Origin of the sequence: Haemophilus sp. HMSC066D02, assembly GCF_001810545.1 — a bacterium.
GTDB lineage: Bacteria > Pseudomonadota > Gammaproteobacteria > Enterobacterales > Pasteurellaceae > Haemophilus_D.
The window spans coordinates 347471-370620 of sequence record NZ_KV801804.1 but is presented as its reverse complement, the minus strand read 5'-3'; the positions used below and the strand labels follow the sequence as shown (position 1 = coordinate 370620).

Annotated in this window: 23 protein-coding genes and 1 tRNA gene; 2 read left to right on the top strand and 22 right to left on the bottom strand. The window is 39.6% G+C overall.

Annotated elements, in window-relative coordinates:
• Positions 1-39: 39 nt before the first annotated feature.
• From truB to HMPREF2750_RS02015, 8 genes are all read right to left on the bottom strand, one after another.
• Positions 40-963: a tRNA pseudouridine(55) synthase TruB gene (gene truB, locus HMPREF2750_RS02050; protein WP_070582384.1), complete on the bottom strand. Its 924-nt coding sequence runs from the start codon at positions 961-963 to the stop codon at positions 40-42.
• The gene (rbfA, locus tag HMPREF2750_RS02045) at positions 963-1349 is read right to left on the bottom strand and encodes a 30S ribosome-binding factor RbfA (protein ID WP_005696020.1); all 387 of its coding nucleotides are present in this window, start codon (positions 1347-1349) and stop codon (positions 963-965) included. The genes truB and rbfA overlap by 1 nt, the downstream gene beginning before the upstream one ends.
• 62 nt (positions 1350-1411) lie before the next feature.
• Positions 1412-3916: a translation initiation factor IF-2 gene (infB, locus tag HMPREF2750_RS02040; protein WP_070582383.1), complete on the bottom strand. Its 2505-nt coding sequence runs from the start codon at positions 3914-3916 to the stop codon at positions 1412-1414.
• Between the two features lie 11 nt (positions 3917-3927).
• The gene (gene nusA, locus HMPREF2750_RS02035) at positions 3928-5415 is read right to left on the bottom strand and encodes a transcription termination factor NusA (protein ID WP_070582382.1); all 1488 of its coding nucleotides are present in this window, start codon (positions 5413-5415) and stop codon (positions 3928-3930) included.
• Between the two features lie 15 nt (positions 5416-5430).
• Positions 5431-5886, bottom strand: a complete 456-nt coding sequence (gene rimP / locus HMPREF2750_RS02030; protein ID WP_070582381.1) for a ribosome maturation factor RimP — start codon at positions 5884-5886, stop codon at positions 5431-5433.
• A gap of 129 nt (positions 5887-6015) precedes the next feature.
• Positions 6016-6092: transfer RNA gene (locus tag HMPREF2750_RS02025), tRNA-Met, on the bottom strand.
• 114 nt (positions 6093-6206) lie between these two features.
• On the bottom strand, positions 6207-6335 hold the full coding sequence (locus HMPREF2750_RS10120; protein WP_005696016.1) for a hypothetical protein: 129 nt from the start codon (positions 6333-6335) through the stop codon (positions 6207-6209).
• Positions 6332-7054, bottom strand: a complete 723-nt coding sequence (locus HMPREF2750_RS02015; protein ID WP_070582380.1) for a BUD32 family EKC/KEOPS complex subunit — start codon at positions 7052-7054, stop codon at positions 6332-6334. Before HMPREF2750_RS02015 ends, HMPREF2750_RS10120 begins: the two co-directional genes overlap by 4 nt.
• Positions 7055-7142: 88 nt before the next feature.
• Between HMPREF2750_RS02015 and HMPREF2750_RS02010 the strand changes: the two genes are divergently transcribed.
• Positions 7143-7703 (top strand): YceB family lipoprotein, encoded by a 561-nt coding sequence (locus HMPREF2750_RS02010; RefSeq protein ID WP_070582379.1) that lies wholly within the window; start codon positions 7143-7145, stop codon positions 7701-7703.
• Positions 7704-7730: 27 nt separating this feature from the next.
• Here HMPREF2750_RS02010 and qseC read toward each other — a convergent pair whose 3' ends face one another.
• From qseC to HMPREF2750_RS01990, 4 genes are all read right to left on the bottom strand, one after another.
• The gene (qseC, locus tag HMPREF2750_RS02005; protein WP_070582378.1) at positions 7731-9086 is read right to left on the bottom strand and encodes a quorum sensing histidine kinase QseC; all 1356 of its coding nucleotides are present in this window, start codon (positions 9084-9086) and stop codon (positions 7731-7733) included.
• Entirely contained in the window at positions 9076-9744 is a 669-nt protein-coding gene (locus tag HMPREF2750_RS02000; RefSeq protein ID WP_070582377.1) for a response regulator, read from the bottom strand. The genes qseC and HMPREF2750_RS02000 overlap by 11 nt, the downstream gene beginning before the upstream one ends.
• A 74-nt stretch (positions 9745-9818) precedes the next feature.
• Positions 9819-10187, bottom strand: coding sequence for a YgiW/YdeI family stress tolerance OB fold protein (locus HMPREF2750_RS01995; protein ID WP_049366987.1), 369 nt, complete (start codon positions 10185-10187; stop codon positions 9819-9821).
• 145 nt (positions 10188-10332) lie between these two features.
• Positions 10333-11019: a hypothetical protein gene (locus tag HMPREF2750_RS01990; protein ID WP_049372567.1), complete on the bottom strand. Its 687-nt coding sequence runs from the start codon at positions 11017-11019 to the stop codon at positions 10333-10335.
• 106 nt (positions 11020-11125) lie between these two features.
• On the opposite strand from HMPREF2750_RS01990, the gene yfaE reads away from it, so the two are divergent.
• Positions 11126-11374, top strand: a complete 249-nt coding sequence (yfaE, locus tag HMPREF2750_RS01985; RefSeq protein ID WP_070582376.1) for a class I ribonucleotide reductase maintenance protein YfaE — start codon at positions 11126-11128, stop codon at positions 11372-11374.
• 345 nt (positions 11375-11719) lie between these two features.
• Here the strand turns inward: yfaE and dapB are convergent, their stop codons facing one another.
• From dapB to glgX, 10 genes are all read right to left on the bottom strand, one after another.
• Complete coding sequence (gene dapB / locus HMPREF2750_RS01975; protein ID WP_070582374.1) at positions 11720-12532, bottom strand: 4-hydroxy-tetrahydrodipicolinate reductase; 813 nt, start codon at positions 12530-12532, stop codon at positions 11720-11722.
• A gap of 17 nt (positions 12533-12549) precedes the next feature.
• A complete protein-coding gene (locus tag HMPREF2750_RS01970; RefSeq protein ID WP_070582373.1) occupies positions 12550-13176 on the bottom strand; it encodes a LysE family transporter in 627 nt (208 codons plus the stop codon).
• Entirely contained in the window at positions 13170-13667 is a 498-nt protein-coding gene (locus HMPREF2750_RS01965) for a phosphatidylglycerophosphatase A family protein (RefSeq protein ID WP_148129966.1), read from the bottom strand. The genes HMPREF2750_RS01970 and HMPREF2750_RS01965 overlap by 7 nt, the downstream gene beginning before the upstream one ends.
• Positions 13664-14644, bottom strand: a complete 981-nt coding sequence (gene thiL, locus HMPREF2750_RS01960) for a thiamine-phosphate kinase (RefSeq protein WP_070582372.1) — start codon at positions 14642-14644, stop codon at positions 13664-13666. The genes HMPREF2750_RS01965 and thiL overlap by 4 nt, the downstream gene beginning before the upstream one ends.
• Before the next feature lie 58 nt (positions 14645-14702).
• On the bottom strand, positions 14703-15140 hold the full coding sequence (gene nusB / locus HMPREF2750_RS01955) for a transcription antitermination factor NusB (RefSeq protein ID WP_049364133.1): 438 nt from the start codon (positions 15138-15140) through the stop codon (positions 14703-14705).
• A gap of 5 nt (positions 15141-15145) precedes the next feature.
• A complete protein-coding gene (gene ribE / locus HMPREF2750_RS01950; protein WP_005695997.1) occupies positions 15146-15619 on the bottom strand; it encodes a 6,7-dimethyl-8-ribityllumazine synthase in 474 nt (157 codons plus the stop codon).
• 105 nt (positions 15620-15724) lie between these two features.
• Complete coding sequence (locus tag HMPREF2750_RS01945) at positions 15725-18190, bottom strand: glycogen/starch/alpha-glucan phosphorylase (RefSeq protein WP_070582473.1); 2466 nt, start codon at positions 18188-18190, stop codon at positions 15725-15727.
• A gap of 115 nt (positions 18191-18305) precedes the next feature.
• Positions 18306-19745: a glycogen synthase GlgA gene (gene glgA, locus HMPREF2750_RS01940; protein WP_070582371.1), complete on the bottom strand. Its 1440-nt coding sequence runs from the start codon at positions 19743-19745 to the stop codon at positions 18306-18308.
• Positions 19746-19835: 90 nt separating this feature from the next.
• A complete protein-coding gene (glgC, locus tag HMPREF2750_RS01935) occupies positions 19836-21134 on the bottom strand; it encodes a glucose-1-phosphate adenylyltransferase (protein WP_005699011.1) in 1299 nt (432 codons plus the stop codon).
• Complete coding sequence (glgX, locus tag HMPREF2750_RS01930) at positions 21124-23142, bottom strand: glycogen debranching protein GlgX (RefSeq protein WP_070582370.1); 2019 nt, start codon at positions 23140-23142, stop codon at positions 21124-21126. Before glgX ends, glgC begins: the two co-directional genes overlap by 11 nt.
• Positions 23143-23150: the final 8 nt, after the last annotated feature.

Sequence of the window (23150 nt, the reverse complement as noted above, 5' to 3'; positions counted from 1 at the left end):
CAGGTGAGATTACTGGAATCAAAAAAGAAAGGCAAATAGTTAGAGAGATTGCGTAATCAACCGTTGTGGACGAATCACATTGTTATCATCTACAAGTGCTACGCCTAAAAAGATATTCTCGTCAGAAAATAACCGCACTTGACCATGTAATTTTGCTTCATTAGCAAATTTGACTCGTTGTCCAAAGCCAATACTTTTACTCTGTTCGGCATTTAGCTGTAATGCGGGTAATTTACTGACCGCTGTATCTGTCGGTAAAAGATGTTGATCAAGTTGAGCAAGATCACCTTGCTCTGCAAGTGTCTGCAACGCATCCCATGTCATCATCTTTTCTGTTGGATAATCCGCAACCGCAGTTCGACGTAACACGGTCACATGAGCACCACAACCTAACACCTCACCTAAATCATCTACTAATGTACGAATATAGGCTCCTTTCGAACAATGCACTTCTAAGGTTAGAAAAGGTGCTTGATACTCGATAAAGTTTAGCTCAAAAATCGTGATAGGACGTGCTTCACGTTCTACGGTAATGCCTGCGCGAGCGTACTCATACAACGGTTTCCCATTGTGTTTTAACGCAGAAAACATGGTTGGCACTTGCAAAATATCACCACGGAATTGTTCAAGTGCGGTCAAAATTTGTGATGTTTCCACATTGACAGGGCGCGTTTCGACCACTTGTCCTTCAGCATCTGAGGTATCCGTACGTTCACCTAATTTTGCTGTAACCACATAGCGTTTATCTGCATCTAATAAAAACTGGGAAAACTTTGTCGCTTCGCCTAAGCAAATAGGTAACATACCGGTTGCTAATGGATCGAGCGCACCGGTATGTCCAGCTTTATTCGCTTGGAATAAGCGTTTCACCTTTTGCATAATATCATTAGATGACATGCCTTGTGGCTTATCTAATAAAAATACGCCATCAATATCACGTCCACGCTTACGAGGTCTCGACATTAGTCATTTTCCTCAACGTGTTTTTTCTCGTCTTCACGTACCACGTTTGTCACTAAATTAGACATACGCATCCCTTCAACTAAGGATTGATCGTAGAAGAAACGAATTTCCGGCACAATGCGTAAGCGCATCGCTTTACCCACTAATGAACGGATATAAGGTGCTGCTTTTTCTAACCCTTTCATGCCTTGTGCAATCGCCACTTCATCATGATCAAACAAAAATGTGACAAACACTTTTGCATAAGCTAAATCGCTTGATACTTCCACATCTGACACGGTTACCATGCCAATACGGGGATCTTTCACTTCACGTTGCAAAATGATGGCGATTTCTTTTTGTAATTCTTGTGCAACGCGATCGCTGCGTTTAAATTCTCTTGCCATAATATTTCTCTTATTAAAAAGCGGTCAAAAATACGTTAAATTTTGACCGCTCTTTTTATCGATTAGATTGAACGTTTAATTTCAACGACTTCAAACACCTCGATTTGGTCGCCGACTTTCACATCATTGTAGTTTTTAACGCCGATACCACATTCCATACCATTACGGACTTCCGATACGTCATCTTTAAAGCGACGGAGAGATTCCAATTCACCTTCAAAGATTACCACGTTATCACGTAATACGCGGATTGGGTTGTTACGTTTTACTACACCTTCAGTTACCATACAACCTGCGATTGCGCCAAATTTCGGATGTTTAAATACATCACGCACTTCAGCCAAGCCGATGATTTCTTGTTTGAATTCAGGTTGTAACATACCACTCATCGCTGCTTTCACATCATTTAATAGTTCATAAATGATAGAGTAATAACGAAGGTCAATATTTTCTGCTTCGATAATACGGCGAGCAGAAGCGTCCGCACGTACGTTAAAGCCAACAATAATCGCATTAGAGGCTGCCGCTAGGGTTGCATCAGTTTCAGAAATACCACCTACACCAGAACCAACAACTTTCACTTTCACTTCATCAGTAGAAAGATCTTGTAACGATTGAATAATCGCTTCCACAGAACCCTGTACGTCTGCTTTCACAATGATATTCAGTTCAGCAACATCACCTTCAGCCATATTACTAAACATATTTTCAAGTTTCGCTTTTTGCTGACGAGCAAGTTTCACTTCACGGAACTTACCTTGACGGTGTAATGCGACTTCACGTGCTTTTTTCTCATCACGCACTACTGTTGCTTCATCACCTGCTGCTGGTACACCAGAAAGACCTAACACCTCAACCGGGATTGATGGGCCTGCTTCATCGATTTCTTTACCGTTTTCATCGCGCATTGCACGAACTCGACCGTATTCAAAACCGCAAAGTACGATATCACCTTTACGTAAAGTACCAGATTGAACAAGAATAGTCGCAACTGGACCACGACCTTTATCAAGGTAAGACTCAATCACCACACCACTTGCCATACCATCTTTCACTGCGGTTAATTCAAGTACTTCTGATTGAAGTAAGATGGCATCTAATAAGTCATCAACACCGGTACCTTTCTTCGCAGAAACTGGCACGAATTGTACATCGCCACCGAATTTCTCAGAGATCACTTCGTGTTGAAGTAATTCTTGTTCTACGCGATCTGGGTTGGCTTCTGGTTTATCAATTTTGTTCACCGCAACCACTAAAGGCGCACCTGCTGCTTTTGCGTGTTGAATCGCTTCAATGGTTTGAGGCATCACACCATCATCTGCTGCAACAACAAGAACGACGATATCCGTTGCTTTCGCACCACGTGCACGCATTGAGGTAAATGCGGCGTGTCCCGGCGTATCTAAGAAGGTGATCATTTTGCCGTCATCCATTTCTACATGGTACGCACCGATGTGCTGAGTAATACCACCCGCCTCACCTGCTGCGACTTTCGCTTTACGAATGTAGTCAAGTAATGAGGTTTTACCATGGTCAACGTGACCCATAATCGTTACAACCGGTGCACGAGTCACTTTTTCTGCATTAACATCACGATCGCCTAATACTTCTTCTTCGAGTTCATTTTCATTGCGAAGAATCACTTTGTGACCTAATTCTTCAGCCACTAATTGTGCCGTCTCTTGGTCAAGTACTTGGTTAATGGTTACCATTTCGCCCATTTTCATCATTGCTTTGATGATTTCAGTCGCTTTGGTTGCCATTTTATTTGCTAATTCTGCAACAGTAATGGTTTCGCCAATAACAACATCTTGTTTTACAACTTGAACAGGTTTTGTGAAGGCTTGTTGTAATGCGGCACCTTTTTTACCATTTTTACCTTTACCGAATTTACCATCTTTTTGATTTTTACGATTCGATTCGCGCTCATTTTTATTGCCGCTCTTCACGTCATCCCGTTCTTTTTTCGCTTTAGCGACTTTATTTTTGCCACGACCACGATTTTCGTTACGACGTTCTTCTTCGTCTTCTGCTTCTAAAGCATAACGAGAGCTTAAATTATAATCCGTGTAATCTTCTGATGAACTATCATTACTTGAAGAGTCAGACTCAGCATAACGTTTAGCTTCTTCAGCTGCTTTACGCGCTTGCTCTTCTGCTTTTTGGCGAGCAAGTTCTTCCGCTTTACGACGAAGTTCTGCTTCTTCTGCTTTACGTTTTTCTTTTTCTGGATCAATAGATTTAGGTTTATTTTCAACCGCACTTTGTGCTGGTTTCGCTGCCTTTTCTGCTTCAAGCTTAGCTTTTTCGGCTTTCGCTTTCTCAGCAGCTAAACGTGCTTTTTCTTCTGCTGCTTTCTTCTCTGCTTCTTGCTGTGCTTTTAATTTTGCTGCTTCTTCCGCTTTTTTAGCAGCATCTGTTGGCACTGTGCGTTTTTTACGAACTTCAACTTGTACCGCTTTTGCTTTGCCGCCAGCAGTTGTGCTGCTTACGGTTGTTTTTGTTCTGCGTTGAATACTTAGTTTTTTCGGTGCATTCGCATCCGCATTTTTTACATCTTCAGTCATTATTAAACTCCTTACTCTTCGCTAAACCAGCAAATATTACGAGCAGCCATAATGAAATCAGCGGCCTGCTCTGCGGTTAATTCTTCAATATCAGCTAAATCATCTACACCTTGCTCTGCAAGTTCTTCAAGTGTAGTAATTTGTTTTTCAGCTAATTTAAAAGCAATATGACGGTTCATGCCTTCAAGATTTAATAAACGATCTTCGATATTCGCTTTTTTCAAGGCTTCTTCTTCTGCTGCAGCGGTTGCAGTAATCGCATCTTTTGCACGACCTTGTAACTCTTCGATAAGATCTTCATCTTCTAAACCATCAATTGCAGTCAGTTCACTCACAGGAACATAAGCCACTTCTTCTAATGAAGTAAAACCTTCATCCACTAAGATTTGAGCAAACTCTTCATCAAGACCTAATTTATCCATAAATAAATTCAATACCTTAATATCTTCCGCTTGATGTTTTTCATTTAATTGTTCAGTGGTCATTACGTTTAATGTCCAACCGGTTAATTGTGTCGCTAAACGTACATTTTGACCGTTACGACCAATTGCTTGTGCTAGGTTATCAGCATTAACTGCGATATCCATTGAGTGGTTATCTTCATCCACAATGATTGATGTCACATCAGCTGGCGCCATCGCATTGATTACATACTGTGCTGGATTATCATCCCAAAGTACGATATCCACACGTTCCCCACCTAATTCATTGGTAATCGCTTGAACGCGTGCACCACGCATACCCACACATGCACCAACTGGGTCAATACGTTTATCGTTAGATTTCACCGCAATTTTCGCGCGAGAACCAGGATCACGAGCTGCACCACGGATTTCAAGCATTTCTTCGCCGATTTCTGGTACTTCAATACGGAATAACTCGATTAACATTTCAGGTTTTGCACGAGTCACAAATAATTGTGCGGTTTTGCTTTCTGGATTCACTTTATAAAGCACACCACGTACACGATCGCCTGGACGGAAATTTTCACGTGGAAGCATATCTTCACGCATAATCACGGCTTCAGCTTTATTGCCTAAATCTAAAATAATGCTTTCACGATTTACTTTTTTCACTGTACCAGTAACAATCTTACCTTCTTCAGAACGGAATTGCTCAACCACTTTTGCACGCTCTGCTTCACGGATTTTAGTGCTGATTACTTGGCGAGCGGTTTGCATTGCAATGCGGTCAAATGCGATAGACTCAATTTGGTCTTCAACATAATCACCAAGTTGAATATTAGGATCTTCAAATTGTGCCGCTTCTAATGTCATTTCTTTTGTTGGCACTTTAACTTCATCCACAACCAACCAGCGACGGAATGTATCAAACTCCCCTGTTTTGGTGTTGATAGACACACGAATATCGGTTTCATAGTCATATTTTTTCTTCGTTGAAAGCGCAATTGCACTCTCTAACGCTTCAAAAATCTTTTCACGTGGTAATAACTTCTCGTTAGATACTGCTTCAGCAGCTAACAAAATTTCTTTACTCATTTTCCTTTTTCTCCTTTAAAATTTTGCGATTACATTGGCTTTTTGAATGTTGCCAAAAATAAGAACTTGTTCCTGACCATCAACAATAAGTGTCAACATGTCATTTTCAATTTTTTCCAATTTACCTTGCCATTTACGATGATCTAAAACGGGAATACGTAAATGTACGGCGATATCCTCGCCTACATAACGTTGGAATTGTTCAAGCGTAAATAATGGACGATCGAGACCTGGTGATGATACTTCTAGGTTATATTTATCCGCAATTGGATCTTCCACATCTAAAATCGCGCTCACTTGACGACTTACATCAGCACAATCATCAACGCCTACGCCACCGTCTTTATCAATGAATAAACGCACGGTCATAAAACGACCTGCACGTTGGCATTCAATCCCCCAAAGTTCGCAGCCTAAGTCTTCTACTGCACCTTGAAGCATCTCTTGCAATTTTTGTTCTAATGTTGCCAATTTTTGCTCCTAATCTTAAAATTCAGACATAAAAAAAGGGTTAGGTTCGTCAATGAACCTAAGCCCAGTTTCTAAATTTCTCGTACAAAAAAACCCCAAATTTGGGGTTCTTTTTACTGAACTTGTTATTGGTTGCGGGGGCCGGATTTGAACCGACGGCCTTCGGGTTATGAGCCCGACGAGCTACCAAGCTGCTCCACCCCGCGTCCGAAATATGGGGTGTATTATAGTGATCTAAATCAAAAGATCAAGCGATTTCTACTAATTTTCTTGAAAACCTAAGATTTTTTAACTGCACTTTGCTTTATCTAAAGTGATAGTTAGAATCCAAAGCCAGTGCCTAGACCTACACCAACGCCAACACCATTACTGCCGCCACCGGCGCCAACACCAACAGAACAAGCACTCACTAAAGCACTTAATACAGCCACTAAAAATAATTTTTTCATAGATTTTCCTTTGTTAAATGTTCAAATAACCGATAAACGGCCAATAAGTCCGTTCGTGCAATCGGTTTGAACGGAAGTAAAAGATAATAAAGCCAACGAAATCTTCTCACATATGACAACATATCAACCCAATAAGTTGTCGGGCAGTGAGATTTATAATAATCAAATAATTCATTAAGCTTTTCATCATCTAAGCCTTTCACACGACATAAACTGTCTAAAAATGCTAGCATATCACGTGTAATCAACCAATGTTCATTATGGCTTTTTGAATGAGATTCAAAGTCCATAAAACTAATTTTACCATCTTTCCATGCGATATCTCGTATAGCTGGACGACCGTGAATAATGCCTTGTTGATGAAGATTAATCAATATTTCTATCGCTGAATGCAAAATATGTGATTTTTCTGCCCAAGACAATGTTTCATCATTCAGCCAGATGTTTAATGTTGGCCCTGCATCTTCCAATACTAAATAATCATCACCGAAACCGCATAATTTAGGTACTGGTGCACCAATATTATTTAAATGCTGTAGTATTTCACACTCTTCTTTAAAATGTTGTTTTGGATGTGGTTTTAATAATAACCATATCCCTTTTAATTGCTCAGGCTGTTTTAACCAATAATGTTTTCCTAAATATTCAAAGCGGAAAACGCGTTCTCCACGATGTTCTTCAAGAAGCTTTTGCACATGGTCTTTAAGTGACAAAGTCATAATCTCTACTTAAATTTTTATTGTGTATTGAAAAGATAAGCGATACATTCTACAAAATTTTTATTCTTTTTCAATCAAGGAGAAAAATATGCATTTTTTCAAAAAAGTGCTTACCGTACTGACATTAGGTTTCTTTACGCTATCTGTACAAGCTTCCCCTTTTAGCATCAGCGAGCAACAAATTAACCAGTATTTAAGTGAAAAAGGCACAATTAATGACAAACTCGGTATTCCAGGATTATTTTCTGTGGATTACGCACTGAAAGATTTGGTGACTCAAATCGGGCAAACTGAAAGTAATCGTGTTGAAATGAGTGGTTTGGTTGATACGCTTATTCGTTTATCTGGTAAAACCTACCCAGCTAAATTGCATTTAACCTTTGATGCTGTTCCAGAATATAACGCACAGGAAGGTGCGCTCTATTTAAAAAATCTACGGATTTTACGCTGGTCTGGTGAACCTAATAGTGTGATGGATCAACTCCAAGATGTTATGCCGCTATTAAGTGATGGTGTGGCAGCCTTATTAAGTCGGATGCCAGTTTATACCTTGGATGAAAGTGATATGAAACAAATGCTGATTAAGAAATTTGCCAAGGAAATTAAAGTTGAGAAAGGTCGATTAGAATTAATTGGTGGAATGTTTTAACAAAAAGGGCGTATTAAACGCCCTTTTTTATAACTCAATAATAGCTCGCAAACCTTGAATTTGTCCGTTAGCTTCAATGTTTTCTAAGCGAAAGCGGTAATGATGTAATTCTGCGATTCTTGCCACAATAGACAATCCAAGTCCACTTCCCTTTTCATTTTGCCCTGCAGGACGATAAAAACGCTGCCCTAATTTCGCTAATTCTTCTGGGTCAACACCACCGCCATTATCTTCAATAAGAATTTTACGAGGCTGTAAAATTACACGCACCTGAGTGCCTTGAGAACAGTATTTAATGGCATTATCCAATAAGTTTCGTAGCATTTGTGTAAGTAATAATGGCTGCCCTTGCTTAACGGCAGGATCTCCCTGATGCTCAAACTGTAATTCGATTTGGCGTTGTTGTGCACTAAAATATAAATCACCAATAAGCGAAGTGATAATTTCCGACCAATGAATATCAGCAAGGTTATCTAATTCTTTGAGATTCTCTAAGCGGGAAAGCGTAAGAAGCTGTTCTATTAATTGAGTTGCCCGATCGATACCTTGGGTTAAATGCGCTAAGGCCATTTCACGCGTTTGTGCATCATCGCCAGCTAACTGTGCGACTTCTGTTTGAATACGTAATGCCGCTAATGGACTACGTAATTCATGTGCTGCATCAGAAACAAAGCGGCGCTCCCGTTCCAACTGCTCACTAGTACGTGTGAAAAATTGATTTAAGTTTTGGACTAACGGTAGAATCTCTGTTGGCACATCATCAGTTTCTAATAACGATACATCACCTGGTCGGCGAGCTTGTACGTTTCGACTCAATCGATTAATTGGTTTTAATGCACGATAAATTACAATAAACGCGACCAATAAGAGTACTGGTAATCCGGCAAACCAAATTCCTATTTGGCTGAAAACCATTTTATTGACTAACTCTTCACGATATTCTAACTCTTGACCTACGGCGATCACCAATTCACCATTGCCAACAGGTTGCCAATAAATCAGCCATTCATCGTCATCATCTAAAATATGCGCTTTACTAAATCCGGTTTTATTTTGGAAAATAAATTTGTCGCCATTATCACCATCGGTTAATAATCTTTCACCTTTGTTAGAAAATATGGCAAAGGCCAATGCATCATTATCATAATGACGTTTCTGTGGTTTAAATCCACCACGCGGAAAGTTAGCATTTTTATCCAATAAGACATTTTTCAAATCAGAGGTTGCCAAACGCTCGGCAAAAAGCACCTGCTGAGCATTAAACACATCTTTTACTTCTTTTTTGACGACCGTCCAGGCAACAGCCGTAGCAATACACCACACGCAAAGTGCGGTCACACTCAAACCGATTAAGAGACGAAAACTCAGTCGTTTATTTTTCATTAACTTGTCCTAAAGCATAGCCTACGCCATGTACCGTACGAATAAATTGCTTACCTAATTTTTGACGTAAATTATAAATGTGTACATCCAATGCACTGCTACTTAATTCTTCATCCCAATTTGACAGTTTTTCTTCAATGGTCGCACGTGAAAGCACTCGTTCTTTATTCAGCATAAAAAGCTCGAGTAATTTATATTCACGTCCGGTTAATGTAATTTCATCCTCATTCAACCAAGCCTTACGCTGTGCAGGATCGAGTTTGACATTGCCATGCTCAATTTGTGGTTTGACTTGCCCATAACGACGACGAATTAATGCTTGTAATCTCACCACCACTTCAGCCAAAGCAAAAGGTTTGCAAAGATAATCATCGGCACCTTGTTGAATGCCTTTAATCCGTTCATCCAATGTATCACGTGCAGTTAAGATCAATACAGGCACATCTTGATTATTTGAGCGCCATTGTTTTAATACATCCAAACCATCCAGTTTAGGCAGGGTTAAATCCAATACCACCGCATCATAAGGTGCACCAATTAAGGCATTTAATCCACTTTGCCCATCAGTAAACCAATCTACAATAAAACCTGATTTCGTTAAACCAATTTGCAGACCATTGCCGATGAGAGGATCGTCTTCTACTAATAAAACTCGCATAATATTGACCGCACTTTTACCTTTCTCAAAACAAAAAATGGCGGGCTTTTGCCCACCACTTCAAATTATATGAATTATTGCGCTTTTTCAACGCTAATGACTTCAAGCTCTGGTTTTTCAAACATTTCATTGTCTAGTTTACCGTAAACGCGGATTTTATCCTGAGGTCCCACATTTAAGCCATTCCAAACGCGGTTTTTAATTTCCAATTTGATTTGGTCTGTACCATCGGTAAAAATATATTCATCACCATCAATTTGTTGAGTGATGTTACCGACTAAGGTAATCATAGAATTATCTTTCGCAGATAATGCTTGTTTAACAGTCAGTTGTTGACCTTGGTTACTACCTTGGAAGCCACCTTGTGCAGTGTTACCATTAAAACCAGCAAATGCTGCTGAAGTAGATAAAGCTAAAAGGGTTGCTAAAGCTAATTTTTTCATCATGTTCTCCTAAATAAAATTAAGCATAAATAGTCATGTTTCAAAGCGAAGGATTATCCTCATTGCTGCCTTGTTGATGCTTATTAAACACAACAAATCTTAATGAAATCTTAAGCAACCTTAAGATTTTTAAATTTTTTTAAAATCACCAACAAAATCGCTCATTTACCAAGTTATCTTGGCGTTCTTTTTCCCATTTCGCTTTATTTTCAGGATTAGCAAAATAGCGGTCTTGCTCAACTAGGCGCGCATCAAGTTTTGCCTCTGCTTCTTTTAATGCCTGTTTTCTATCTGGATGTTTGCTTGGTAATTGAGGTAAAAATACAGTCTGATATGGGTGATTTTTCGCCCAGTCAATCGCATCTTGCGCCGCTTTGTGTTGCTTGTTCAAATCACAGAACGCATATGGATTAACATGCTGTCCCACTAATTGCCCAAATGCCGTGTTATTCGATACCGTCAATTTATCTAAATCCAACACATATAACGCGGTGATTAAACGGTTTTGTCCACGATAAAACCATTTTACTGCTTCATCTCGCAGGCCAAAATCATAAGCACGAGCAGAAAGTGCAAACATTGTCATCGGAGAAACAAAATCCACTTTTTTCTCAATAATATTGACCGCACTTTCAAAATCTTTTTGTGTATTTTTCAGTAATAACGCATCAATATCTTTGTTCACATTAATCTGTTCGAGTCGACCATCTCTGGCATCGTAATAAGGCTTTACATACATATCAATATGCTTAACCGGCTCTTTTGAAATGGTGCTACAAGCCGTTAATAAAAGTTCGGTTGAAATTAACGTTAATTTTAGAAAGGTTTGCATGTTCTTCCCTTATGATGAATATTAGCTCGCTATATTACAACAAAAGAGCCGTGAGTTTTACTTCTCTTTCTTCTATAATGAGCAAAATTTTGTTTTATTTTGTTTCATGAAAATCCATCTTATTCAGCGCCAAATCACCTTAGATTTCGATAACCAAACTTCCCTGCTTAATTTTTTAGAACAACATCAAATTCACCATGAATATCAATGTCGTTCGGGCTATTGTGGTTCTTGTCGCGTGAAGATCAAAAAAGGCAAGGTATCTTACGTCGAGACGCCCCTTGCCTTTATTCAACCCGATGAGATTCTACTGTGTTGTTGTCGGGTGGAAAGTGATATTGAATTGGAACTGTAATTCATTAAGACTTAACGAACTCTGCCCATATGCAATTTTACTATTTTTTAGGTGCTATTAAATAACTAAAAAATATAATTACAAAAAATATAAATACTGAAGGTTTAAAAGTGTCTTCGAAGATAAACCTGTAGTTTATATTGGGTGCCTCTAAAACAATTCCACCAACTATAATCGCTATAGATAAACCCAAATAAATAGCTAAAAAAGCAATAAGTAAGGAGAAAATACTCTTCATCTTTTTCCTGTCTAAATCAAAGATTCATCATGCAAAAACATAACGATCCACACATAACATGTACGGATCGTTATTTAATAAGTGGATTAAAAAATCCTATCTACTCTCTATAAATTATTCAAATCCAACACATCGGTCATATCAAACAATCCATGAGATTGTTTTTCCAACCATTTACCTGCACGCACTGCGCCATTAGCAAATGTCATACGGCTTGATGCTTTGTGAGCAATTTCAACGCGCTCACCAATATCCGCAAACCATACACTATGCTCACCCACTACATCTGAGGCACGAATGGTAGAAAAACCAATTTCATCACGTTTGCGTTCACCTGTAATGCCTTCACGACAAAATACACCATGCGTTTTCAAATCACGACCAAGAATTTTCGCAATGTGTTCGCCCATAGAAAGTGCGGTACCAGATGGTGCATCCACTTTGTGGCGGTGGTGTGCTTCAATGATTTCGATATCGCAATAATCGCCCATCACTTTGGCAGCTTTTTCTAATAGTTTAAACACCAAATTCACACCCACACTGAAGTTGGATGCAAATACAATAGCAATTTTTTCCGATGCAGCTTGAATCGCGGCTTTGCCTGCATCATCAAAACCTGTGGTACCAATTACCATCTTTTTATTATTAGCGACACAAAATGCAATATGCTCAAGCGTGCCTTCCGGACGCGTGAAATCAATCAGCAAATCAAAGTTATCTTTTTCTGCATTTAAATCATCTGATACTTTGACACCTAATGCACCAATACCCGCAAGCTCGCCTGCATCTGCACCGACTAAAGAGGAACCTTTACGTTCAAAAGCGGCACCTAACTCTGCCCCTTCTGCATTATGCACAGCTTGAATTAATTGACGCCCCATTCTTCCGCCTGCACCGGCGATCGCAATTTTTAATGTCATGTTTTGTCCTTTTTTAATCAAATTAAAGCGTGTTGAACGCCACTATAAATTAAATAAATTCCGAAGAAAATAAAAATCAGCCCTGCTGCATTATCAATATAGCGACTATATTGGCTATAAAACTGTTTTGCAACAGAACGAGAGAAAAGCACCGAAATGATGTAGAAATATAAAAAGGTTTCTACGGTAATCACGGCAAGTGCGGTCAAAATTTGTAATGTTTCGGTAATATTCACTAAAACCAATGACATCACACTGCTGAAATAAATCACAACTTTAGCATTAGACAAATTGACTAATAAGCCTTTCATAATGCTCGTTAAGGTTGATTGATTTGGCACATTTGCATTCTGCTTTTCATCAAAAACCGCATTAGTTTTCACTTTTGCCATTTTAATGCCGAGATAAACTAAATACGAACCACCAAGTATCATCACAATGCCTTGAATAATTGGCATAGTGGAAAAAATAATGGCAAGTCCTAAAACGGCAGCCGTAGCCCACATTAATACACCAATGGTAATCCCAATTACGCCACCAATAGCTTCTCGACGAGAGCTCATGGCAGAAATTCGGCTAACATAGAAAAAATCAGGGCCAGGCGAAAGTAAACCAACAAGATGAATAATCATCAAATTTAGCATGGCAAGCCTACGATACGTAATATCGCAATCACGATAACAGCATAGACTGCGGCTAAAACATCATCCACCATAATCCCAAAACCGCTTTCCAGTTTTTGGTCAAAATAACGGATGGGATAAGGTTTTAAAATATCGAAGAAACGAAACAATACAAAGGCAACGACAATCCAAGGCAAGGATAAAGTTGGAATCGCGGCTAACACGATAAATACCCCAACAAATTCATCCCAAACAATGGAGCCATGATCATGAACGCCCATATCATCAGCCGTTTTTTGACATAAATAACAGCCAAGTGCAAAGCAAAGTGCGGTCAAAATTAAGAAGATTTTTAGTCCAAGACAAGCTAATAATGCCGAACCTAAAACCGTTCCGGCTAAACTTCCCCATGTACCAGGTGCGGGACGAATGAGTCCTGAACCGAAACCTAATGCAAGTAAATGAACTGGTTTTTTTAAGCTAACTCTATCAAGAGGTGAACTATTCATTATTTATCCTTAAAATGATCGAAACCAGAGGGCGCTTGATAATTGATAATACGTCCATCTTTAAAAAAAGTAATCGGATTGTTATTTTGCGGAACGATTTTCCCGATACAAGTACAAGGTACATTTAATAATTGAGACAACTTTTCAATTTCGGCCTTTTTATTTGCAGGAACCGTAAAGCAAAGCTCATAATCTTCCCCGCCACTTAATGCAAACGCTTCTGCCTTTTCTAAGCGATATGTTTTTTTGAGTGGTGTGGATAAAGGCAAGGTAGATAATTCAATCTCTGCTGAACATTGGCTTCTCGTTAAAATATGTCCTAAATCAGCAACAAGACCATCTGAAATATCAATGCATGAATGCGCGACATCCACTAAGGCTTGACCTAATTCAACCCGTGGCGTTGGTTGAAAATGGCGTTTTACTAAAAATTCAGTATCAAAATCGACCGCACTTTTACCTTGTAAGATCAAATTTAAACCCGCCGCGCTATCACCTAACGAGCCCGATACATAAATTAAATCTCCAACCTTTGCGTTATGTCGGAATAAAGCCTTTCCTTTTGGTACAAAACCTTGTGCCGTAATGGTTACAGAAAGTGGGCCTTTTGTTGTATCACCACCAATTAATGTTACATCATATTGATTTAATGTATCAAACAGACTTTGGCTAAATTGGCTCAACCAGTTTTCATCAACTTCAGGTAATGTCAGTGCAAGAGAAATCCAAGCAGGTTTCGCGCCCATAGCAGCTAAATCACTTAGATTTGTCGCGATAGCTTTATAGGCTAAATCTTGGGGAGAAATAGAAGATAAAAAATGCGTTCCCTCGACCATTGTATCGGTGGTAATCGCTAGCTGATAGTCTTCAGGGATATGAGTGATCGCACAATCATCCCCAATACTGAAATCAACAAAGTGTTGATTGCCTTTTTGTATTGAGAAATATCGCCCTATAAGATCAAATTCACCCGGACTCATTTTATCTGCGCACCCAAAAAAAAAAGGGCAGACATTTGTCTACCCTACATTTCAATAATTATTTGCGACCTAATGCAGGAGCGACTTTATCCAATACACCGTTAATGTATTTATGGCTTTCATCTGCACCAAACACTTTCGCCACTTCAATTGCCTCATTAATCGCCACTTTATACGGTACATCTGGCTCAAATTGAAGCTCATAAACCGCTAAACGTAAAATCGCTTTTTCAATCGGATCTAATTCATCCAACGTGCGATCTAAATAATGACTCATTGAAAAATCAACGGCTTCTACATTCGCAACGGTTTGACGGAAAAGGCGGCTAAAATAAGGTTTATCCACACCTTTTAAATCTTGATCCACAACGAAAGTGAGTTCCACTTGTTCTGGTGCATTACCAGAGAGTGCCCAAGAATATAATGCTTGAACCGCACATTCTCTCGCTCTACGACGTGGCGATACTTTTTTTACAGGTTCTTTTTTCTCTGTCATTGGAATTATGCCGCATCAATTTGTTGTAAAAGGTTCACCATTTCAAGTGCAGTTAATGCTGCTTCTGCACCTTTATTGCCTGCTTTTGTCCCTGCACGCTCGATAGCTTGTTCAATGTTTTCAGTCGTTAAAACACCAAATGCCACTGGGATTTCAGCTTGCATTGCTACTTGACCTAAACCGCTGCTTGCTTCACCCGCTACATATTCAAAGTGAGCTGTACCACCACGGATTACCGTACCCAATGCCACGATTGCATCAAATTTTTTGCTTTCAGCTAAACGACGTGCTACTAATGGAAGTTCATACGCACCTGGTGCTCGAACGATTGTAATATTCTCATCTTTCACTTGGCCGATACGTTTTAATGCATCTACCGCACCTTCTAATAAACTTTCATTAATAAAACTGTTAAAACGAGCAATCACCACTGCGATTTTAGCATTTGGCGCAGCTACCGCACCTTCTAAAACTTTCATACTTTTTCCTAATCTGAATGAACAATAAATTTGACGGTGGATTTTAGCATAAAAAGAAACCCTGTGGAAATAATCCGACAGGGTTTTCTATGAGTGGACAAGAACTTACTTCTCGAGTTTTAACGGTTCAATTTTCCAGATATTTTTCGCATATTCAAGAATCGTACGGTCTGATGAGAAGAAGCCCATGTTCACCATATTTTGAATGGTACTTGCTATCCATGCATCACGATCTTGATATTTTTTATCTACCGCTTTTTGCGCTTCCACATAACTGCGGAAATCAGCAAAGGATTGATAGTAATCGTGGTATTGTAAACCTTGAATTAGAGAGTGATAACGGTTCGGTTCTTCCGGCGAGAAATCACCACGGATAATTTGGTCAATAACTTCACGTAATTGCTCGTCATTTTGATAATAATCAAACGGACGATAACCTTCGCGACGTAATGCTTCCACTTGTTCAACCGTATTACCAAAGATAAAGATGTGGTCTTCACCAACATTATCTAAAATCTCAACGTTCGCACCATCAAGCGTACCCAATGTTAACGCACCATTTAAGGCAAACTTCATGTTACTGGTACCTGATGCTTCTGTTCCTGCAAGAGAGATTTGCTCAGAAATATCTGCCGCTGGAATGATTAATTGTGCAAGACTTACGCTGTAGTTCGGAATAAAGACAACTTTTAAACGACCTTTTAAGCGTTCATCATTATTGATGACATTCGCGACATCGTTAATCAAACGAATGGTTTGTTTTGCTGCATAGTAAGCTGAAGCTGCTTTACCCGCTAGAATGAACACACGTGGCTGCCAATCTTTTTCTGGATGAGCAAGCATTTCGTTATAACGTGCAATAATGTGTAACACATTAAGCATTTGACGTTTGTATTCGTGAATACGTTTTACTTGTACGTCAAATAAAGCATGTGGATCTAAATCGATATCAAGTGTTTTCTTCACATATTGCGCTAATTTCACTTTGTTATCGTATTTAATATCCGCAACAGCACGCTTAAATTCACCTTTATCTGCAAAGGCTTTAAGTTTTTCAATTTGGCTTAAATCGCAACGCCATTCAGAACCAATATATTGATCAAATAAAGCCGCTAATTTCGGGTTCGCTACGGCAAGCCAACGACGTGGTGTCACACCGTTTGTTACATTGGTGAAACGTTCTGGATAGATACGAGCAAAATCAGCAAAGGTTGATGTCACCATAAGATCTGAGTGAATTGCCGCAACACCGTTCACTTTATGAGAACCAACAACGGACAACCACCCCATACGCACTTTACGTTGATATCCTTCTTCGATAAGTGAAACGCGACGGATAAAGTCCATATCGGTGGTGACATAAGTTTTCACATATTCAAGGAAATGATCATTGATTTCAAAAATCATTTGTAAGTGACGAGGTAAGATTTTCGCCATCATTTCTACCGGCCAGGTTTCTAATGCTTCTGACATTAAAGTATGGCAAGTATAAGAGAAAATACGACGAGTCACATCCCAAGCGTTTTGCCATGAGTAACCGTGTAAATCGATTAAAATACGCATCAACTCAGGAATGGCTAATGCCGGGTGGGTATCATTCAAGTGAATCGCTACTTTATCAGCAAGATTATCCAATGTACCATGGGTTCTTAAATGGCGACGGAGAATATCTTGCAAAGATGCAGATACCAAGAAGTACTCTTGACGTAAACGTAACTCACGACCATTCCAGGTAGAATCATCTGGATAAAGTACACGAGAAAGGTTTTGGTTAGCTGAACGCGTTGCCACCGCCGCTAAATGATCACCACGGTTAAATTCTTCTAAATCAAATAATTCTCCACCATGCGCCGACCATAAACGTAAAGTCGATGCCGAATCATTTTTATAGCCAGGGATCATTTGATCGTATGCAAGTGCGGTCACTTTTTCAGCCGGATTCCAGATACATTTTTTATCTTCAAAATAGATATGACCACCAAAATCAATACTGAAACGTTTTGATGGACGCATAAATTCCCAAGGCGCACCTTTTTCCAACCAATCATCCGGACGTTCAACTTGTTGACCATTTTCAATTTTTTGACAGAACATACCGTATTCATAACGAATACCGTAACCCATCGCAGGAATGGCTAATGTTGCCAGTGAGTCCATAAAGCAAGCAGCAAGGCGACCTAACCCCCCGTTACCTAAACCTGGATCCACTTCTTTTTCAATAATCTCTTCCAAATTAACATTTAATTCAGCTAGGGCTTTTTCTGCCACGTCATAAACACCTTCTGCGATCATCGCATTAGAAAGTGTACGGCCGATTAAGAATTCCATAGAAAGGTAATAAACACGACGAGTTTCTTCTGCACGAGATTGACGAGCGGTGGTAATCCAGCCTTCAGTCACTAAATCACGCACTGCATGAAGTGTCGCATTTAGCCAATCGCGTTGACTCGCCTCTTTTGGTGAACGACCAATTAAGAAAATTAATTTATAAACAATTGCTTTTTTTACGCCTTCAACATCAAGACTTGGTCGATTGTAGAGAAATGGCGAATCAAAATTGTCCATGATCATAGAAAGTAAAACCTCAATAAAAAAATCGCGCAAATTTTAAGCTTTTTTACGAAAAAAACAACAAAAACTCCTCCTTCAAAGGCGATTATTTTGAAGAGGGAGTCAATCCATTTAATTATGAGTCCAAAATGCCTAAATAGAGCTGCTCATATTGAGCGGCGGCATTTTTCCAACTAAAGTCCTGAGCCATGGCATTATTACGAACCATCGCCCAAACTCGTTGTTTTTGCCACAAGACAAAAGCATGCTGGATAGCACTTCGTAAATCATCTGCTTCGGCTTTTTGGAATACAAACCCCGTTGCAGTACGCTCTTTAATGGTTTCACTTGTACTGTTGGTCACGGTATCCGCTAATCCTCCCGTCGCACGAACAAGTGGCAATGTGCCATATTGCAAACCATATAGTTGAGTTAATCCACAAGGTTCAAAACGGCTTGGTACTAAAATTACATCACCACCCGCAACCATTAAATGTGAGAGCGCTTCGTCATAACCAATTTTTACTGCAATATTTTCTGGGTAACGTTGTGCTAATTGGCAAATCCCCTCTTCCAAATGTTTTGCACCAGAACCGAGAATAGTTAGTTGGCCACCTCGTTTAACAATTTCATCCGCTGTGGCAATCAGTAAATCTACGCCTTTTTGTTCGGTTAAGCGAGTCACCATCACAAATAAGAGTGCATCAGGTTGTTGTGGCAAATTGAAATAAGCTTGTAAATCCGCTTTATTTTTCTTCTTGCCTGCGATGGATTTCAATTTGTAATGATGCTGAATATACGCATCACAACTTGGATGCCAAATTTCTTGATCCACGCCATTTAAAATCCCCACCAACTTACCTGCTTCACGTAGGCCTGTTAATAAGCCTTGCAAGCCATAAGCAAAGTCTGGTGTAGTGATTTCTTTCGCATAAGTTGGACTCACTGCTGTCACCATATCAGAATAATAGAGACCTGCTTTCAAATATGAAATTTGGCCAAATAACTCTAAACCATCAACATGGAACATCCCTTCTGGCAATCCAATTTCATGTAAATGACGGTGGGCAAATTGTCCTTGATATGCCAGGTTATGAATCGTAAATACTGATTTTGCAGGACGACCTTTATTGAAGAGATAAGCGGCGGCTAAGCCCGCATGCCAATCATGGGCATGAACCACTTCAGCTCGCCACCAACTATCTAAGCCTGTCGCAAGCTCTGCCCCCACCCAACCTAATAACGCAAAACGCTTATAGTTATCGGCATAATCGTTGTAATCGGTATCATGATAAGGATTTCCTTCTCGCCAATAGAGATGTGGTGCATCAATCAGATAAATCCCCACGCCATTGTATTCGCCATAACGCAATACAACATGACCTGCAAAATTATCAAATTCTGTGACGACATGCGTATTCTCAATGCCTGCAGAAATTTTTGGATAAGCCGGCAATAAAATACGTGTATCGATACCAATTTCTTTTTGTGCAAAAGGTAATGCCCCTAAAACATCAGCGAGTCCGCCAGTTTTGAGTAAGGGATACAGCTCCGAGCAAACATGTAAAACTCTCATAATTTTCCTTTTATACTTAAAATTGTGCTGTCATTGATAACAGCACAATCTTTTTACTTCACTTAAAATACTGTCAAAATTGACCGCACTTTAATCCAAATGTTCTTCGTTAGTGACTTCTTCACCTTGCAATTTTTTCAACATTGTTGAGGTTACAAGTACGACTTTACCGGTAGAACTCACACGGAAGCGTTTACTGTCAAGGGCTTTATCCACACCGATTTCCATACCATCTGGAATAATACAATGGCGATCAATAATACAATCTTTTAATGTACAATTTTTACCAATTTGTACTTGCGGTAACACGACACAGTGATCCACAGAAGAATCTTCATCAATTTTGACTCTATCAAACAACACTGAATTACTAATAGATGCATCTGTAATCACACAGCCACCACCGATAAGCGAGTTATCTACCGGTTTGACATTCGCTTTTTTATAGAAGAATTTAGATGGATAAGCCTGCACTGGATTACCACGAATTGGCCAGCTTTGATCATAAATATCTAATTGTGGATGCTCTGAAACTAAATCGATATTCGCTTGCCAGAAACTATCGAGTGTACCCACATCACGCCAGTAAATTTCACCTTCAGTGTTTCGGCCCATACAAGAACGGCTGAATGGATGCGCATAAAGCACGCCTTCTTCCAAGCATTTTGGCAAAACATCTTTACCAAAGTCATGAGATGTGCAAGGGGTATTCACTTCTCTATCAAGCATTTTATAGAGATACTCAGCATCAAACACGTAGATCCCCATAGAGGCTAGCGACGTATCTGGTTTACCCACCATGGCTGGTGGATCTTTTGGTTTCTCAACGAAGGCTTTCACTTTAAGATTTTCGTTTACCGCCATGACACCAAATTCACTCGCTTCAGAACGAGGTACCTCAATACAGCCTACTGTACATTTTGCTCCACTTCTCACGTGATCCATCAACATGACACTGTAATCTTGTTTATAAATATGGTCGCCGGCAAGAATCAAAATGTATTTTGGACGATAGTGATTACGGATAATCGCCATATTTTGATACACCGCATCCGCTGTACCACGGTACCACGTAGAATCATCAATTTGTTGACGGGCAGGTAACATATCAACGAATTCACCACGCTCTTGCGGTAAGAATGACCAACCTGTTTGTAAATGGCGTAATAAAGAGTGAGCGGCATACTGGGTTACAACACCGATGCGATTCAGGCCTGAGTTAATACAGTTGGAAAGCGCAAAATCAATAATGCGACGATTACCACCAAAATATAACGCAGGTTTAGCACGTTTATCGGTTAATTCATGTAAGCGAGAACCACGACCACCAGCCAAAATAAGCACTAAAGTATCTTTAACTAATTCATATTTATTAAGATCACTTTTCATAACAAACTCCATCGTTTTTATCATCCATATGTTCCAACACTTCAAATGCTATACCGCTCACATCACATTGTTGAATCACGCTATTTTCAGTTTCGGCAATCTTTTTCCATTTACCCTTTGGCAAATAAAAAGATTGCGGTTCAGTTTTTGCATTAATTAAGAAAAGATATTTGCCGTCTAACATAACTTGTAGGGCTTTGCTTTCCCGATTATGCCAATCGTCTAGGGTCATCGGGTTTCCCCCAGTATTCAACCACTCGACATTTTCATCCGACCACCAAGCCTCCTGTTGCAAACTTTGAATTTTTTTTCGTAATGCAATGGTTTCCTTAGTAAAGTCAAATAAGGTTTGGTTAAAATCATTCCACTTTAACCACGTAATTTCGTTATCTTGGCAATAGGCATTGTTATTGCCATATTGGCTGTTACCAAACTCATCTCCAGCAAGTAGCATCGGCACACCATTTGATAATAATAGCGAGCCTAATAGACCTTTTTCCGATAAAACACGGCGTTTTTCGACCGCACTTTGCCATTCATCAGTTAAATCGAGTTGAGAACCTTCTATACCATGATTGTAGCTATAATTTTCATTTCGTCCGTCACGGTTCTCTTCGCCGTTAGCGTCATTGTGTTTATGGTTATAGCTCACTAAATCTCGTAATGTAAAACCATCATGGGCAGTAATAAAATTCAAGCTACCATGTGGTAATCGTCCTTCTCGTTTAAAAATATCGCTCGAGCCAGCAAAACGTTCTGCAAAAGCACCCACTTCACCACTTTGCCATAACCAAAAACGACACATATCATCGCGGAAACGATCATTCCATTGAGAAAAATAGGCTGGGAAATAACCAACTTGGTAACCGTAATGCCCTATATCCCAAGGCTCTGCGATTAATTTAATTTGTTGTAGAACGTTATCCTGTTCCATTTCTGCAAACAATTGTGCATCCGGATTGAAATCAGGTGTTTCACGACCAAGCACAGTGGCCAAATCAAAACGGAAACCATCCACATGACATTCTGTTACCCAGTAACGTAAACAATCTAATACCCATTTGCGAATGACGTCGTTAGCAAGATTGAGCATATTGCCGCACCCCGTCCAGTTGAGGTAATCACCATGCTCGTTTTGCCAGTAATAGGTTTTATCATCAATACCTCGCTGACAAAATGTTGGGAATGTTTTTTCGGATTCAGCCGTGTGGTTAAACACCACATCCAAAATCACTTCTATGCCTGCTTGATGCAAGGCTTTGACCATGCTCTTAAACTCATTTAAAGGCTGTTTTTGATCAGCGGCATAACTTGGTTCTAAAGCAAACATGGCTAATGGGTTATAGCCCCAATAATTACGTAATCCTTTTTCTTGCAAATGTGGTTCATCAATGAAGAAATTCACTGGAAGCAATTCAAGGCTGGTAATACCCAATGATTTAAAATACGCAATATTTTCAGGATGTGCTAACGCCGCATAAGTACCCCGAATATTTTCTGGAATACGGGAATTTAATTGGCTAAATCCTTTAACATTCAGTTCATACACAATGGTTTGAGCCCAAGGGATAGACGGCTTACAATCCCCTGACCAATCAAAACTCTCATCCACAATGCGACCTTTAGGTGCAACCGCTGCATTATCCCGTCCGTCATTTAACAAGAAAATGGAACGGGCTTCTGATGAACTTAAATCTGGTTTATGGCTTACTGCTTTCGCATAAGGATCAAGCATTAACTTTTGCGGATTAGCTAAAGTGCGGTCATTTTTACCAGTGATTCTGAACGCATACTCATCATTCAGCTCGACGCCCTCGATTGCCACATACCAAATATCATCGGTTCTGCTCATGGCAAAACGGCTTTCTTTGCCATCACGGAACAAACAAAGTTCAACAGCATCCGCCGCACTAGAAAACAGCGCAAAATTCGAAATTTTCAGGCCGTTTTCCAGCGTTTGTGAATATCCCATTGGGGAAGGTTTGCCATTGTTATAAATACTAAACATTGTGTTTT